The 16,293-nt window shown below is 60.8% G+C and carries 13 protein-coding genes and 1 riboswitch; of the genes, 7 read left to right on the plus strand and 6 right to left on the minus strand.

All coding sequences use genetic code 11. The annotated features are described in order from the left end of the window. Positions 1–55: 55 nt before the first annotated feature. Positions 56–715, minus strand: coding sequence for an EcpB family pilus assembly chaperone (locus AAHB08_RS13955; RefSeq protein ID WP_342059254.1), 660 nt, complete (start codon positions 713–715; stop codon positions 56–58). Between the two features lie 60 nt (positions 716–775). Continuing rightward, a complete protein-coding gene (gene ecpA, locus AAHB08_RS13960) occupies positions 776–1,348 on the minus strand; it encodes a common pilus major fimbrillin subunit EcpA (RefSeq protein ID WP_342059255.1) in 573 nt (190 codons plus the stop codon). A gap of 587 nt (positions 1,349–1,935) precedes the next feature. Between ecpA and AAHB08_RS13965 the strand changes: the two genes are divergently transcribed. Both AAHB08_RS13965 and AAHB08_RS13970 read left to right on the plus strand, forming a co-directional pair. Further along, positions 1,936–2,559, plus strand: a complete 624-nt coding sequence (locus AAHB08_RS13965) for a response regulator transcription factor (RefSeq protein ID WP_342059256.1) — start codon at positions 1,936–1,938, stop codon at positions 2,557–2,559. A 5-nt stretch (positions 2,560–2,564) separates the two neighbouring features. Then, positions 2,565–6,155 carry an ATP-binding protein gene (locus tag AAHB08_RS13970; protein ID WP_342059265.1) on the plus strand — a complete coding sequence of 1,197 codons (3,591 nt, stop codon included), beginning with the start codon at positions 2,565–2,567 and terminating at the stop codon, positions 6,153–6,155. Between the two features lie 31 nt (positions 6,156–6,186). On the opposite strand, the gene AAHB08_RS13975 is transcribed toward AAHB08_RS13970, so the two are convergent. Further along, a complete protein-coding gene (locus AAHB08_RS13975) occupies positions 6,187–6,627 on the minus strand; it encodes a hypothetical protein (protein ID WP_342059257.1) in 441 nt (146 codons plus the stop codon). Positions 6,628–6,793: 166 nt separating this feature from the next. On the opposite strand from AAHB08_RS13975, the gene AAHB08_RS13980 reads away from it, so the two are divergent. The 3 genes from AAHB08_RS13980 to AAHB08_RS13990 all read left to right on the plus strand — a co-directional run bounded on the left by AAHB08_RS13980 (position 6,794) and on the right by AAHB08_RS13990 (position 10,631). Next, positions 6,794–8,467, plus strand: a complete 1,674-nt coding sequence (locus tag AAHB08_RS13980) for a sensor histidine kinase (protein ID WP_247627614.1) — start codon at positions 6,794–6,796, stop codon at positions 8,465–8,467. Between the two features lie 129 nt (positions 8,468–8,596). Continuing rightward, positions 8,597–9,325 carry a LytR/AlgR family response regulator transcription factor gene (locus tag AAHB08_RS13985; RefSeq protein WP_202047966.1) on the plus strand — a complete coding sequence of 243 codons (729 nt, stop codon included), beginning with the start codon at positions 8,597–8,599 and terminating at the stop codon, positions 9,323–9,325. Positions 9,326–9,434: 109 nt separating this feature from the next. Then, positions 9,435–10,631, plus strand: a complete 1,197-nt coding sequence (locus AAHB08_RS13990; RefSeq protein WP_342059258.1) for an L-lactate MFS transporter — start codon at positions 9,435–9,437, stop codon at positions 10,629–10,631. Positions 10,632–10,702: 71 nt separating this feature from the next. On the opposite strand, the gene AAHB08_RS13995 is transcribed toward AAHB08_RS13990, so the two are convergent. Then, on the minus strand, positions 10,703–11,827 hold the full coding sequence (locus AAHB08_RS13995; RefSeq protein ID WP_342059259.1) for a 5-(carboxyamino)imidazole ribonucleotide synthase: 1,125 nt from the start codon (positions 11,825–11,827) through the stop codon (positions 10,703–10,705). Then, on the minus strand, positions 11,824–12,333 hold the full coding sequence (gene purE / locus AAHB08_RS14000; RefSeq protein WP_025325239.1) for a 5-(carboxyamino)imidazole ribonucleotide mutase: 510 nt from the start codon (positions 12,331–12,333) through the stop codon (positions 11,824–11,826). The genes AAHB08_RS13995 and purE overlap by 4 nt, the downstream gene beginning before the upstream one ends. Before the next feature lie 210 nt (positions 12,334–12,543). Beyond that, positions 12,544–12,721, plus strand: a riboswitch (cobalamin riboswitch). Positions 12,722–12,773: 52 nt separating this feature from the next. On the opposite strand from purE, the gene AAHB08_RS14005 reads away from it, so the two are divergent. Both AAHB08_RS14005 and murI read left to right on the plus strand, forming a co-directional pair. Beyond that, a complete protein-coding gene (locus tag AAHB08_RS14005; RefSeq protein ID WP_139437040.1) occupies positions 12,774–14,609 on the plus strand; it encodes a TonB-dependent receptor domain-containing protein in 1,836 nt (611 codons plus the stop codon). A 115-nt stretch (positions 14,610–14,724) separates the two neighbouring features. Continuing rightward, positions 14,725–15,513: a glutamate racemase gene (murI, locus tag AAHB08_RS14010; protein WP_342059260.1), complete on the plus strand. Its 789-nt coding sequence runs from the start codon at positions 14,725–14,727 to the stop codon at positions 15,511–15,513. A 4-nt stretch (positions 15,514–15,517) separates the two neighbouring features. Here murI and AAHB08_RS14015 read toward each other — a convergent pair whose 3' ends face one another. Continuing rightward, positions 15,518–16,009, minus strand: coding sequence for an RNA recognition motif domain-containing protein (locus tag AAHB08_RS14015; RefSeq protein ID WP_202047961.1), 492 nt, complete (start codon positions 16,007–16,009; stop codon positions 15,518–15,520). Positions 16,010–16,293: the final 284 nt, after the last annotated feature.

Here is a 16,293-nt window from a genome sequence, read left to right on the forward strand (position 1 = left end):
AGACAACGGGAGGGCGTCACCCTGCAAGAGGGTGGGACGGTACCGTTATTGGGGGTTACTTGATGACGACGAATTCCTGACCCAGCCAGAGCCCCAGGTGGCTCTTTGGATCACGCATATTGACCTGCCTGAACCGACGTTGCTTGCCCGGCAGGTCGTAGTAGGTCTCCTTGCACAGCTCCTCGCCTTTCAGGCAGGGGCCATACGCCACCGTGCGATAGGAGGCATTCCCCCGGTTGGTGAGGGTGTCGTCCTTCAGGTCATAGGCGAATCGGTGCTGGCGTGGTGTCACCACCAGAATGGTGCCTATCTGGGCGGACGTGGTGGCAACCGCCTGACGGTGTTCGTTGCGCTGATCGTCGACGGAGAGGGCCGTGTCCAGCCAGCGGATGCGGTAGTAACGCTCCTTGTCATCCTGCGGGCCCTTGTAAAAGAACCTCACGTTGTTCCTGGCATTGGCGGGCAGCATCAGTCGGCTGGGTGACAACATTAGCTCGCCGCTGACTTCCATGGGGATCTCCTGTCCCCCCTCTTCCGGTGAGGTGATGCGTGTCACGCTGATCGTGACCAATCTGGCCTGGTCGCTACCATTTTCAATCTGTTTGGCGACCTCCTGACTGCCCGCATCGATGAAGGTGGTGACGGCGCCGACATTGATCGCCTGGCTGATGCCGGGAATGAGCAGCAGCCATATCGCTGCAATTTTCAGGTTCATGATGTGCCCCTAAGAGAACAAAGGGCCCCGCAGGGCCCCCAATGGTACGCGGTGGATGAGTTAGCTCCAGTTCGCCATGAACTCGACGTTGACTTCGCCGCTCCACAGACCGTCCGGCAGGGCTTCAAAGGTGGTGGGGGTGCCGTTGGCAGTGGCACTCTCGATGTTGAAGGTGAAGGAACCCTGTGCGGTGACGCGCTCGGCATCATTCTTGAAGCCGTTGGCAAGAGGAGAGAGATTCCCCCCCGTGATGCCGGCGGCGGTGTCGATCAGGGTGGTATAGGCGGTCGTGCTGACCGGTGCGCCGCCCCACAGCACGCCCACGTCGACGGTGGAGTCGCCGCCCAGGTGATTCAGGGTGCCGTTCAGTTTCTTCGCCTTCAGGGTGAAGTCGGTCGCGCTGGCATCCCCCTTGATGGCGACATCGAACAGGCCGTTGACGGTGTTGAATCCCTTGATCCCTTCGGCATATTGGAAGGAGAGGCTGGAGAGCGGGGTGACGACCAGCTCGGAGGTGGTGTCTTTCTTGGCAGTGGCCTGCCAGGTCGCGACGGCGGACGCTTCTACGGCGGCGTGAGCGGTGGCGGCAAGGCCCAGGCTGGCCACGGACAGAGCAATCAGAGTCTTCTTCATTACGATATTTCCTACATATCTTCTGGATGGTATTGACCACCCGGTTGGTTCCTTGCCCGTCGGGGGCATGCCTTGCCACCTTGGCGATGATTTGACCAAGAGTGGCAGCCGGACCTGGAATATGTTGTTCCGCGGACCAGCTCGTTTTTTCGTCGACTAAGATAGCGATCGGTGCTGTCCGGATCGACCGAATGGTGTGTAGGAAAAATCCCAAAGGGTGATGGGGTGCCTGCTTGATAAAATTATTTATTTTCCTTTTCTTTCAGGGGGTTGTTGCACCTCATGTATTTGATTTATATGTTTTTTTTAGGGCTTTTTTTCATGAGCCGAAGGCGATGAAAAAACCAAGGGTGGGGGGAGTTAAAGAAAGGGATCCATCCGGCAATGGTCGAGCTCCATACGGATCAATCAAAGTGCAATATATTGATAAATATATAGAAATTAAATGAAGCTATAATCATGATTAACTTGAAAGTACCATTTCTATATTTATTTAACATATCGAGAACAAAAGTTGACTGTATGGTGTAGCTGCCTGATTTGTAGTTAATATGCTCGTCGGACAGGGCTGAATAATGGATCTATATATGGCGAAGGTATTGATAGTAGATGATCACCCAGCAATAAGAATGGCCGTAAACATGTTGTTGAAACAGGACGAGCATCATGTTTTAGGTGAGGTTGATAATGGTGTCGATGCTATCGCCATGGCCAGGAACACCCAACCGGATATCGTTATTCTTGATATTGGAATACCGCAGCTCGATGGCATCGAAGTGATTAAAAGAATCAAGATGCTGGATGTTGGCGCCAAGATTCTGGTGCTGTCAGCACAGTCCACCCACCATATTATGGTGCGGTGTCTGCAAGCCGGTGCCGAGGGTTTCTTGTCCAAGCTGGATGATTTGTACTTGCTGAAGGATGCGATCGCAAAAATAGAGAAGCAGCAACTCTATTACCCCCGTGATGTCATCGCCGGCGCCAGGCATGCCCATACGGTCGATCGGGAAGATCTGCTGTCGACTCTCTCTTCCCGCGAGATGAGCGTACTGTTGCAGATTTGCCAGGGCCACGCCAACAAGCAGATTGCCCAAAGCATGCTGCTGAGCGAGAAAACCGTCAGCACCTACAAGACCCGGTTGATGAAGAAACTCAACATCACCAACATCGTCGATCTGATCAGTCTGGCCAGACGGCAGAAGCTGTTGTGATCGCGATGAAATCCCTGCTGCTCTTCCTTGTTCTGCTTTGTGCGTGGCCGCTGTCGGCCAATGCGCAGGAAGAGCCACTGCTCCAGGTCTATTCGCGGGATGGCGGGGAATATCTGGATGCCAGCCCCCTGCCGCTGCATGGGGAGGAGTGGCGCTGGTTGCAGGAGCGTGAGCGGCTGATCCTGGGGGTGCCCAGACCCGATAATCCCCCCATGGATATCACCCTGCGAGCCAACGCCTATGAGGGGGTGACAGCCGACATCGTCGGCATGCTGACCCATCTGCTGCACATCGAGATCCTGGTGAAGGGATACCCTTCCAGGGCGGCTGCCATCGAGGCGCTCAAGCGAGGGGAGATCGACATGCTGAGCGCCTCGAACGCTTATGAACAGGAGCAGCAGCTCCTGTTGACCGATAAATATATTGAGGATGATCCCGCCATTTATAAAAATATCGCGATAAGAGAGCGTGAAATAAAATCGGTGGCAGTCCCCGAGTATTATTTGCCGTATACGGATATCATGCGCTATTTGTCGGACTACAAGATAAAAATATACCCGTCCCGCTATAGTGCATTATCCGCGGTGGCATATGGTCAGGTTGACGCCGTCATGGTGGACATGATCTCCGGCAATTTCATCGTCAACAAGTTCTATCAGAGCAGCATTCAATTATTGAAGCCGCTCTATATCGATACCGCCGGTTTTGCCTTTGCCCTCAACCCAAAGGAGCGGAGGCTCAAGAGGATTATGGATATCGCCCTGGGGGAGATCCTCGAGGGCAAGCGGGCGGAAGTGGCCAAACGCTGGAATGGGGGAGGCCTCTCCATCGGTGCCAGCAAGATCGACCTGAGCCGCGAGCAGTGGGAATGGCTGGCCAAGCGGGAGAAGATCCGGATTGCGGTGAACAGCGGCATTCCCCCCCTCAGTTTTTACGACATCACCGGCACCATGCACGGTGTGGTCGCCGATCTGCTGCAGGTCATGCGAGCCAAGCTGGGGGTGGAGCTAGAGATAGTGCCCATCAGGACGCCGGAGCAGATGAACCAGCTGCTGGATAGCGGTCAGGTGGATGCAGGGGTGCTGAGCCCGTCTGCGGAGCGCAGGAACCGCTATCTGTTCAGCCGAGCCTTTGTCCTCGATCCCCTCTCCTATGTGGTGGGGTTGCGTCACAGGAAGGCCCCCCCGGAGTCGCTGCTCAAGACCGGCACTGTGGCCATGGTCAGGGGCTTTATCTCGACCCAGGCCATCGAAGCTGAATACGGCAAGCTGACGACGCGGCAGTTCGACACGATTGAGGACGCCATGCGCTGCGTGGCGACGGAGGTATGCGATGTGACCATACTGCCGCTGCGGGTGGCCAAGTACTATGTCAACAGCAAGTTTCCCGACAGCCTGCTCATCACGGGAGAGCTGTTCGATTCCATCCCCATAGGTGCCGCGTTTGCGGTCACTCCAGCTTACCCCATACTGCGGGACATTCTGGACAAGGTCATCACCATCATTCCGCCGGATGAGCTGGAAGGGCTTTCCAACCGCTGGCGAGTCAATGTCAAACAGGAGAGCGTCTCCTGGCAGAAGTTGATCCGGGAGTTCGGGGTCTTCATCGCGTTGATCCTGCTGCTGACCCTCTGGGTTGGCCTGTGGGGGTTGTCGCTGCGCAAGCAGATCCGCGAGCGGCGGCTGGTGGAGGGGGCGCTGAGCACCCAGCTCAAGTTCATCGCCGATCTGGTGGACGGGACACCTCACCCCATCTATGCGCGGGATTTGAACGGGATCCTGGTGCTGTGCAACAGCAGCTATGCCAGCTTCCTTGGCGAGCCCAAGACCGCCCTGCTCGGAACGGGTCTGGACGACGCGCGCACGCGCTGGCCTTTTCTTGCTCCCCTGCATGGGGATCTGGCCCTCTCCCGTGACAGCCGCCGTGCCCAGGAGGGCGACCATCGCCTGAGCCTGCCGACAGGCGGAGTCGACGTCTATCACTGGGTTCAGCCTTACTACGATCTTGACGGCAATGTGCAGGGGGGCGTGGGAGGCTGGATCGACGTCAGCGAACGGGTGCGCCTGCTCGATGAGCTGGCGGTGGCCAGCCAGGAGGCCCAGGAGGCAAACCGTGCCAAGAGCACCTTCCTCGCGACCATGAGCCACGAGATCCGTACCCCCATGAATGCCATCATCGGCTTGCTGGAGCTGGCGCTCAAACGGGGTCGGCTGCACGAGGAAGATCAGGCCTCCCTCGCCATCGCCCACGGCTCGGCAAGAGACCTCTTGAGCCTCATCGGCGACATCCTGGATATTTCCAAGATTGAGTCTGGCCGGTTCGAACTGGCCCCCGAGCCCCATGACATCGTGACCCTGACAGAGTCGGTCGTCACCGTCTTCAACGCGCTGGCGAGACAGAAAAACCTGCGGCTGGAGCTCGTCACGGGCAATCCGTCCTGGGTGCAAATCGATGGCCTCTGTTACAAGCAGATCCTCTCCAACCTGATCAGCAACGCCATCAAGTACACAGATCGCGGGTCGGTCACGGTGACGCTGGTCTCCTGGGTCTGCGACGGCTGGTGTACCGTGCAGCTCACCATCCTGGATACCGGCATCGGCATAGACCGGGCCGAGCAGGCCCGGTTGTTCGAGCCTTTCAGCCAGGCGAGCCAACCCGAGAAAATCCAGCAGTCGGGTACAGGTCTGGGTCTGATGATCTCCCGCTCCCTGTGCGAGGCGATGGGGGGCTCCCTGCAACTGGAGAGCGCACCCGGGCAGGGCACCCGGGTCAGTGTCGAGATGAAGCTGCCGGTGGCCGATGCCGTGACGATGTCCTCCGAACCTGTACAGGATCCTGCGGTGGAGCAGGGGCGACGGTTGAAGATCATGGTCGTGGACGATCATCCTGCCAACCGGTTGCTGGTCAGCCAGCAACTGGCCTATCTGGGCCATGACGCCACGGCCGTCGAGTCGGGGGAGGAGGCGTTGCGGCTGCTGGCCGGAGCCAGGGTGGATGTCATCATGACCGATTTCAACATGCCCGGTATGAACGGGTTCGAGCTGGCACGCCAGTGCAGGGAGCTGGAGCAGTTGCACGGCTGGCAACGTACCCTGATCCTCGGGCTGACGGCCGATGCGCGGCAGGAGCAGATCAATGAAGGCCAGGCGGCAGGCATGGATGACTGTCTGTTCAAGCCGGTCGGACTGGAGGCACTCGATCACTGCCTGCGCCGGCACATGCAGCGGGAAGAGCAGACTGGCATTGCCGCTTGCATGGAGGAGATCCGGAAATACCTTGGGCCGCTGACGGCGCACCAGTCGACCCTGATGGTGCCCCTGCTGGCCGAGTTCGTGCGGGCCAGTGACGACGATATCTCGGGATTGCAGCGGGCCGCTGAGGAGGGGCATGTCGGCCAGTTCATCGACCGCATACATCGTCTGAAAGGGGGGGCCAGGATCATGGGCACCATGAAACTGGTGGCGACCTGCAGCGAAATAGAATCCTGGGAGCTTGAGCAGGCCAGGCTGCCCGAGGCGCTGGCACGTTTGCAGCGAGAGTACGAGGTCGTCCGGCTGGCGGCGACCCAGTTGCAGGTGATGGACGGGCAGGAATGAAGGCATGGGGACATGCCTTCGGGGTCTTTGGTCAGCCCGGCCAGTAAACCATCAGTTCATAGGCGGCTTCGCCCACCTGGTCCGGTCTGGCGGAAGGGGCCTGATAGCTGAGGTAATAGCGGGTCGCCTGCATCAGAGGGAGGGCGTGGCTCGCCTCGAGGGGTTGTCCGTTGAGCGCCAGCGTAATCCTGAGATCATCCTGCTGTGGCAGGGAGCCGTAGAGTGCGCGGGCTTGCAATCGATAGGTGGTGTTGAAATCCGGGTGGCTCAGGTCTGCTGCCAGGATCTGGACGGGAGCCTGTGCCGGATCCGAATTGATGGCCTGGAGGCCGGGGTGGGTAAGCGCTACTTCCATGTTGGTCTCTTTGCTGGCGGTGGCTTGCCAGTTCACCAGGCTCACCTGCGTATTGGCGTGAACGGCGGCGCTGCTGCAACCGATCATCACTGCCAGCACCATGCTTTTTTGAAACATAGTTATCTCCTTTGTCGGACTGGGCCCCCCTTGGCGAGGGCCTCCTCTTATCGGCCCCTTCCCCGAAAGCTGAACCGCTCTGCCGGGATTCGACCATGAGTCGACGGCAGATAAGGGGTATGATCCGCCCCCTGGCGCCATGCCATGTCGTTGACGGAGGAGAGCCATGCTCGAAAATCAGATGATGTTGTTGGCGGTGTTTGAACGGGCGGCGCTGATGCTGATGACGCTCTTTCTCCTGACCCGCACCCGGCCGTTCCAGCGACTGTTCCAGAAGCGGGATCACACCCCGGCGGAGCTGCTGCTGGTGGCCGCCATCTTCGGCCTGTTCGCGGTGTTCAGCACCTACACCGGCATTCCGGTGGAGGGGGCCCTCATCAACGTGCGGATCATCGCCATCATCTCCGGCGGCATACTGTTCGGCCCCTGGGTCGGCATCCCGGCCGGGGTCATCTCGGGGCTGCACCGCTACCTCATCGACATGGATGGCCACACCTCCATCCCTTGCCTCATCGCCAGCATCATCGCCGGCCTGCTCGCTACCTGGCTGCACCTGAAATGCCGCAAATCGCGGCTCTGGCTCTACGGCATACTGGCTGGCATGGCCTGCGAGGGGCTGACCATGCTGCTGATCTGGCTGCTGACCGAGCCCCATGCCGTGGGGGTGGAGATCGTCAGCCACATCGCCTACCCCATGATCGCCGGGACCCTCTGCATCGGCCTCATCATCAAGCTGGTGCAGGATCTGGACGACGAGAAGGAGCTGATTGCCGCCAAGCAGGCCAAGCTGGCGCTGGACATAGCGAACCAGACGCTGCCCTTCTTCCAGAACATCGACCGCCACTCCCTCGGCCAGGTGTGCGCCGTGATCCGGCGCGAGATCGACGCCGATGCGGTGGCCATCACCGACACCCGGGACGTGCTGGCCTACGTGGGGGTGGGCAAGGATTACTACGAGCTGGACGAGCACCACGCCATCAGCGACATGACCCAGCGGGCGGTGCTGCTCGACCAGATCATCATCAACAACGATCTGCGCCAGTATCATCTGTCGGACTTCCATTCGGTCATCATCATTCCGCTGCGGGAAAACGGCGCCGTCAGCGGCACTCTCAAGATCTACTACCGCCGCACCCACAGCATCACCAGCTCCCTCAAGGAGATGGCGGTGGGCCTCTCCCAGCTCATCTCCACCCAGATGGAGGTGTCGCGCATCGAGCAACTGAAAGAGATGACCCGCAAGGCGGAGTTCACCGCCCTGCAGAGCAAGATCAACCCCCACTTCCTGTTCAATGCCCTCAACGCCATCTCGTCCTTGATCCGCATCCGGCCCCAGCAGGCGCGCCAGCTCATCGCCAATCTGGCGGACTATCTGCGCTACAACCTCAACAAGGGGGACGAGCTCATCGACATCCAGGAGGAGCTGCAGCAGGTGCGCGACTATGTGGCCATCGAGCAGGCCCGCTTCGGCGACAAGCTGGAGGTGGTGTTCGAGGTGGACGACGTGCACATCCAGGTGCCGAGCCTGCTGTTGCAGCCCCTGGTGGAAAACGCCATCCTGCACGGCATCCAGCCCCGCAGCGCGCCGGGCCGGGTCACCATAGAGGTGAAGCAGCTGGCGGGGGGCATCCGGGTGGCGGTGCGCGACACCGGCTACGGCATCAGCCAGGCGGTGATCGACGGGGTGGCCGCCGGTCGGGTGGAGAGTCGCAGCATAGGCCTGATGAACGTGCATCAGCGGGTCAAGCTGCTGTACGGGGACGGCCTGCACCTCAAGCGACTGGAGCCGGGAACCGAAGTCTGCTTCTATCTGCCGGATCAGGAGGCGATGCCATGCTGAGGGCCATCATGGTTGAAGATAAGTGTGTGCTGCGAGAGGGGTTGTCATGCTGAAAGCCATTATTGTCGAAGATGAATGTTTGATGCGGGAGGCGCTGGCCTCTCCTGCGCATCTTCAGGGGGCAATGCCATGCTGAAAGCCATCATAGTGGAAGACGAATATCTGGCTCGCGAGGAGCTGATCTATCTGGTGAACCAGCACAGCACCATCGAGATAGTGGCGAGCTTCGAGGATGGGCTGGAGGCGTTCAAGTACCTGCAGGATCACGAGGTGGACGTGGTGTTCCTGGATATCCAGATCCCCTCCATCGACGGCCTGCTGCTGGCCAAGAACCTGCACAAGTCCAGCCATCCGCCCCATATCGTCTTCGTCACCGCCTACAAGGAGTTTGCGGTGGAGGCGTTCGAGCTGGAGGCGTTCGACTATATCCTCAAGCCCTACAACGAGCCGCGCATCATCAATCTGCTGCAAAAGCTCGAGCATGCGGGCAAGTCGCAGCCGGGGCAGGGAGAGGTGAGCATCCCGCACAATCGTACCGTCAATCTGGTGAAGGGGGAGCGGATCATAGTCACTCCCTGCGAACAGATTTACTACGCGGAAGCGGACGAAAAGCTCACCCATGTCTACACCCGCACCGATCGCTACGTAATGACCATGGCTCTCAGCGAGTTTGTCAGCCGCTTGCCGGCGGAGGGGTTCTTTCGCTGCCACCGCTCCTACTGCGTCAACATCAACAAGATCCGCGAGATAGTCCCCTGGTTCAACAGCACTTATCTCATCCGGCTCCATGATCTGCCGTTCGAGGTGCCGGTCAGCCGCAGCAACATCAAGGCGTTCCGTCAGCTGATGCGGCTCTGATTGTCATTCATGCCCGCCGATCTGCATTTCATGCCTTAAATGGTCGGCGGGAGTGGTGTCTTGCCTATAGTGGCCCCAGTTTCCTTAAGGCCATCAACCGAGACGCATCATGACCAAAGAGATGAATCGCACCCGCTACCTCACCCTGTTGGGGACCATCATCACCCAGTTCGCCCTGGGATCCGTTTACACCTGGAGCCTGTTCAACGCCCAGCTCTCCGACAAGCTGGACGAGCCGGTGAGCCAGGTGGCCTTCGCCTTCGGCCTGCTCAGCCTCTCCCTGGCGGTAGCCTCCTCCCTGGCGGGCAAGCTGCAGGAGCGGTTCGGGGTGCGCAATGTCACCCTGGGGGCCGGCGTGCTGCTCGGCATCGGCTTCTTCCTCACCGCCCACGCCAGCAATCTGGCCATGCTCTACCTCTGCGCCGGCATTCTGGTGGGCTTCGCCGACGGAACCGGCTACCTGATGACCCTCTCCAACTGCGTGAAGTGGTTCCCGGAGCGCAAGGGGCTCATCTCCGCCTGCTCCATCGGTGCCTATGGCCTCGGCAGCCTGGGCTTCAAGTACATCAACCTGCTGCTGCTGTCGAACAACGGCCTGGAGGCGACCTTCCAGCTGTGGGGGCTGATCGCCATGTCCATGGTGCTGGTGGGCGGCATGCTGATGAAGGATGCGCCCCAGCAGGCCGCTTCCGTGCAGCAGACCGAGAGCCGTGACTTCACCCTGGCCGAGGCGATGCGCAAGCCCCAGTACTGGATGCTGGCACTGATGTTCCTCACCGCCTGCATGAGCGGCCTCTACGTCATCGGCGTGGCCAAGGACATCGGCGAGAAGATGGTGGGCCTGCCTGCCGTGGTGGCCGCCAACGCCGTTGCCATCATCGCCATGGCGAACCTGGGTGGCCGCCTGGTGCTGGGCATACTGTCCGACAAGATGTCCCGCATCCGGGTCATCACCATAGCCCAGCTGATCACGCTCGGTGGTATGGGATTGCTGCTCTTTGTGCCGCTCAATGCCAACCTCTTCTTCGTGGCTGTCGCCTGCGTCGCCTTCAGCTTCGGCGGCACCATCACCGTCTACCCTTCGCTGGTGAGCGACTTCTTCGGGCTCAACAACCTGACCAAGAACTACGGCGTCATCTATCTGGGCTTTGGGCTGGGCAGCATCATAGGTTCCATCGTGGCCTCCCTGTTTGGCGGCTTCATGGCGACCTTCAACCTGATTCTGGTGTTGCTGGTGGTGGCCCTGGTGCTCTCCCTCACCATCCGCCTGCCGGCTCCCGTTGCGGTGGCGGCGGATCGGGGCTGACCTGGTCCCCACTGCGGTAAAAAAGAAGACCCGGGCCTTGGCCCGGGTCTTTTCGTTGGTACCAGCGACGCTTAGCGCGGCGGCAGGCCCAGCAGGGTGCGTAGCTGGCTGGCGGTGGCCTCGACCGTCGGCCAGTCGCGGCCGGTGACGGTGACGTGGCCCATCTTGCGGCCGGGGCGGGCGTCGCCCTTGCCATAGAGGTGCAGGTGAACCCCGGGCAGGGCCAGGGCGCCGGCCCAGTCCGGCGTGCCGTCCTGCCACAGATCCCCGAGCAGGTTCAGCAGGATGGCGGGCTGAACGTCAGCCTGCGCCGGCAGCGGCAGATCGCACAGGGCGCGCACCTGCAGCTCGAACTGGCTGCAGCCGGCGTTGTCGATGCTGGGGTGTCCCGAGTTGTGGGGGCGGGGCGCCATCTCGTTGACCAGCAGCGCGCCGCCGACCAGGAAGAACTCCACCGTCAGCACCCCCACATAGTCGAGGGCGGCGATGATGTGCTCGGCGATACGCTGGGCTTCCGCCTCCAGGGCGGGGACATTGGCCGGGGAGCGGGTCTGATCCAGGATGCCGCCGCTGTGCCAGTTCTGCACCAGGGGCAGGGCGCTGATGGCACCGCTCGGGCTGCGGGCCAGGGTGAGGGCAAATTCCCCCTCCAGCGGCAGGCGCTTCTCCAGCACGCAGGGCACGCCGCTGGCGGCCAGGGCCGCTGGCAGCTCGTCGGCCTGGTGTATGGTCCACTGTCCCTTGCCGTCATAGCCTTCGCGGGCCGTCTTGAGAATGGCGGGGAAGAGGTCGCTGGGCAGGGCCGGCAGCGGCTCGCCCGGCAGCAGAGTCAGGTTCGGGGCGACCGGCACCCCGGCGCGGGTCAGGAAGGCTTTCTCTTCCCGGCGATCCTGGCAGACGCGCACGGCGCTGGCCGCAGGGCGCACCGGCAGGTATTGCTCCAGCAGGGCCAGGGAGGCTGCCGGTACGTTCTCGAATTCGCAGGTGACGGCATCGCAGCGACTGGCCAGATCGCGCAGCGCCTCGGCGTCGTCATAGGCCGCCACTATCTGGGCGTCGGCCGCGGCGCCGGCGATGCTGGCGGGATCCGGATCCAGCACTATCACCTGATAACCGAGGCGATGGGCCGACATCACGAAATAGCGGCCGAGCTGGCCGCCCCCCAGCATGCCGAGGGTAGCGGGGGGCAGTATCATGCCGGGTCCTCCAGTTGCAGGGCCAGCACCCGATCGCGCTCGTTGGCGCGGAAGCTGTCGAGCTGCTGGTGATAGCGAGGGGCGTCGCCATCCTGGGCAACCGACAGCAGGGAGACGGCAAACAGACCGGCGTTGGCGGCCCCCGCCTCGCCGATGGCGAAGGTGGCGACCGGCACCCCTTTGGGCATCTGCACTATGGAGAGCAGGGAGTCCATCCCCTTGAGCTGACGGGTCGGGATGGGCACACCCAGCACAGGCACCGTGGTCTTGGCGGCCAGCATGCCCGGCAGGTGGGCGGCCCCGCCGGCCCCGGCGATGATGGCGCGCAGGCCGCGTTCGCGGGCACTGGCGGCATATTCGAACAGCAGATCCGGGGTGCGATGGGCGGAGACGACGCGCGCTTCATAGGGCACGCCGTGCTCCTTGAGGATGCGGGCTGCCGCTTGCATCACGGGCCAATCGGAGTCAGAGCCCATTACCAGGCCGATCATTGGGGGGGTCGTCATTACGGCTTCCTCGGGGGTGTCAAACGTTTGCCGCATGTTACCAAAAAGCCGTGGGACCTGGCTCAACATTTCTTGCGTCTGACCCTGTCGGATTGCGCCTAACTGAGGCCATGACAGAGGCGCAGGGCGGTAATTGTGCCACTCGACACCCTCTGGTGGGAAAAAGTGACAGCAGCAATCCAGATGGCTATACATCCAATCCGGCTCTGCCTATAATCCCCCCGCTTTGGCGCATCATGCTTAAAAGGGAATCCGGTGAGAATCCGGAGCTGGCGCGCAGCGGTAAGGGGGAACGAAGCGACATCAGGGCACTGCCGTCAGGTGGGAAGCCGTCGCCGTAGGCCATCAGCCCCCAAGCCCGAAGACCTGCCAAAGTTCGTATTTCGGGCCGAGAGAAACCGGCCACGAAGTAGATGCTTACGCGAACTTAAGGATCTCTCATGTCCAAGAAATTATTGGCGGCTGCCCTGTTGCCAACGGCGGCCTTTGCCCAGTCTTCCCTTCCTGCCAATGATACTATGGTGGTCACCGCCAACCGGGTGGAACAGCCCGTCAGTTCTGTGCTGGCTCCCGTGGTGGTGATCGATCGCGCCGAGATCGAATCCCGCCAGGTATCGAGCCTGACGGATCTGCTCAAGACCCTGCCCGGGGTACAGATCACCACCCTGGGTGGCCGGGGCCATATCAGCAGCCTCTTCATCCGCGGCACCAACTCCAACCACTCCCTGGTGCTGATGAATGGCCGTCCCATCGCCGCCATGGTGGCCGGCACGCCGGATCTCAGCCAGATCCCCCTCGGCAACATTGAGCGGGTCGAGTACATCCGCGGGCCGCGCGCCGCCGTCTACGGTTCGGATGCCATAGGTGGCGTCATTAACCTCATCACCAAGACCTCCGCCAAGAATGGCAGCGAGACCCACCTGAAGGGGGGCGCAGGCAGCCATGGTTATGGTCAGGGCCAACTGCGCACCGTGCAGGCGCTTGGCCAGCAGACCGACATGAACCTGCTGGTGGGCTATGAGCGGACCGATGGGTTCGACGTGGTGGCCGGTGCCCAGCAGCCGGATCGGGACGGTTTTGACAGCCTCAATGGCCAGGTCGGGATGAACCATGCCTTCAACGACGCCTGGAGTGCCGATTTCAACGCCCAGGGTTATGACAACCAGACCGAGATGGACGACCCCTATCAGTCGGCCGACCAGAGCCGGGTGAAGGCCTTCCAGTACGACGGTGGCATCAAGTTCCAGAGCGAGACCCTGACCAGCCGGCTGGAAGCCAGCTACGGCGAGAACAAGCTGAAGAGCTGGCTGGAGAGCCAGGGGGAATCCAGTGCCCAGCCGATCCACACCGGCTTGACCCGCTTCTCCTGGATCAACAGCTGGAGCGGCATCGAGGGGCTTAACCTGACCGGTGGCGCCGATTGGCAGCAGGAGCAGATGAAGTCCGATTCGCGCAGCTATGGCCAGGCCTTCAATGCCCCGGATCGCGACAACACAGGTCTGTTTGCGGTGGGCAGCTATCGCTGGCAGGCCCTGCTGTGGGAGCTGTCCGGCCGCACCGATGACAACGAGCAGTATGGCCGTCACAACACCTGGTCCGCCGCCAGCGGGCTGGACATAGATGACAACCACAATGTGCGGTTGAGCTACGGCACCGGCTTCAAGGCGCCGACCTTCCTCGATCTCTACTATCCCGGTTATGAGAACCCGGATCTGAAGCCGGAAGAGAGCAAGAACCTGGAGCTGGACTTCTCCGGCCGTTACACCGCCTGGGATTGGTCAGTGAACCTCTATCGCAACCAGATCCAGAACCTGATCTCCTGCCAGAGCGCCTTCTCCAGCTGCAAACCGGACAACACGGATGCCGAGATCCGCGGCGTGGAAGTGGCGCTGGGGCTGGAAACCGGTCCGCTCCATCATGACCTGAGCTTCGATTACACCAAGACCGAAGACAAGAACGATGGCGATCAGCCGCTGCTGCGCCGTGCCAAGCAGAAGGCGAGCTGGCTGACACAGGTACAGCTGGGCCCGGTGGATCTGTCGACCGAGCTGCTCTATGTGGGCAAGCGGGACGACAAGAACTTCAGCAGCTTCCCCGCAGAGCGGGTGGTGCTGAGCTCTTACACCCTGGTCAATCTGGGGGCCAGCTACGGGGTGACGCCTGCGCTGACCCTGGGCGGTCGCATCGACAACCTGTTCGATCGTGACTATGTCCCGGCCTATGGCTATGCCTCGCCGGGCACCGAGTTCAAGCTGACCGCCGACTACCGTCTCTGATCCGCTGCTCTGCTTATATAGAGAGGAAAAAGCGAGGCCCCGTCCTGTACGGGGCCTTTTCTATTGGCCGCCGGCGGGAGTATGATCGCCGCCTCGCATCCAAGGGGGAGCTCTGGTGGCCAATATTCTCGTGTTCGACTCCGGTATGGGCGGCTTGACCGTCTATGGGGAGATCCGTCGCACCCTGCCGGCACACAACTATTTCTACTGCTTCGACAATGCCCACTTCCCCTATGGCGAGCTGAGCGAACCAGAGTTGATCGCTGTCTGCACCGGCTTGGTCAGCCACATGGTGGCCGAACACGCCATCGATCTGGTGGTGATCGCCTGCAACACGGCCAGCACCATAGCCCTGCCATCCCTGCGAGCCACCCTGAGCATTCCTGTGGTGGGCGTGGTGCCCGCCATCAAGCCTGCCGCCGCCCTGACCCGCAATGGCTGCATCGGTTTGCTGGCAACCCCGGGCACCGTCAGCCGCGAATATACCCATGAGCTCATCGCCCAGTTCGCGCCGGGCAAGCGGGTGTTGCTCAAGGGGGCGACCGAGCTGGTGATCGAGGCCGAGCGCAAGCTGGCGGGACAGACGGTCAACATGGGGCTGCTGCGAGAGGTGCTGGCGGACTGGATGGAAGGGGAGGAGAGGCCGGATACCCTGGTGTTGGGCTGTACCCATTTCCCGCTGCTGGGGGATGAAATCCGGCAACTGATGCCGGAGGCCCAGTTGGTGGACTCGGGCAATGCGGTGGCAAGACGGGTGGCCCATCTGCTGGCCGCGCTCCCGTCCACCCTCACCGGGGAAGGGCAGGGCCATGCCTATTGCAGCCTGCTGGATGCCCGGGCCCAAAAACTGACAGCCCCCTTGCAAGCATGGGGGCTGTCATCACTCGAAGAGGTGCTGTGCTGAGTCCTCAGGCGTCGACGTCGGCGCCTTCTCTCTCATCCCTGTCCCGCTTGTCGTTGGCTTCACGTACCTTAAGGGTGCGCTGCTGATACTCCTTGTCATTGAGCGCGGCTATGGCCTTGGCCGCATCGGCGACCGGCATCTCAACAAATCCGAAGCCCCTGCGCTTGCCAGTGGCCTTGTCTTTCATCAGACGGACGGAAATCACCAGACCCTGCTCGGCAAAGAGCTCGCGCACGGCAATCTCGTTGGCACGGTAGGGCAGGTTGCCTACATATAAGGTGCATGTTTCTTGGCTGGCATTCTGCTCGGCCGCAGCGGCAGGAGCCCGGTTAAGGAACAGCGGTACCACGAAACCGCCAATGGCCAGACCTACGGCAAAAATGACTTCGGCTTTCAGGGAAAACTGCAGGGCCTGGGCAACCAGATAACCGACCAGCGCCAACACCAGAGCGAGAACGGCCGCCTGCACATAAACGGGAAACTTGGATAAATTCATCTTTAAAGACCTTTTGTAAATGAAAGCAAAAAAGGTGCAACACTCTATTCACCTCCATGGTAACCAGCTTTACGACAGGACGCTACCATGGACCACTCGGGACACATTATCCGCTTCAGTATGGCATTCCTTAAGCAAGGAAGACCCGGTTAAATGCCAATAAAACAGAGCTGAAATCATCGGCTTGTGGATAACATTGTATATATACACTGGGTAAGCTGTTTCTAACTGGATAATTTGAAGTTTCCGTGACTTTCTTCAAAAAATCCCTTGTCATCGTGATC

Origin of the sequence: Aeromonas sp. OTU364 (genome assembly GCF_038440395.1) — a bacterium.
Taxonomy (GTDB): domain Bacteria; phylum Pseudomonadota; class Gammaproteobacteria; order Enterobacterales; family Aeromonadaceae; genus Aeromonas.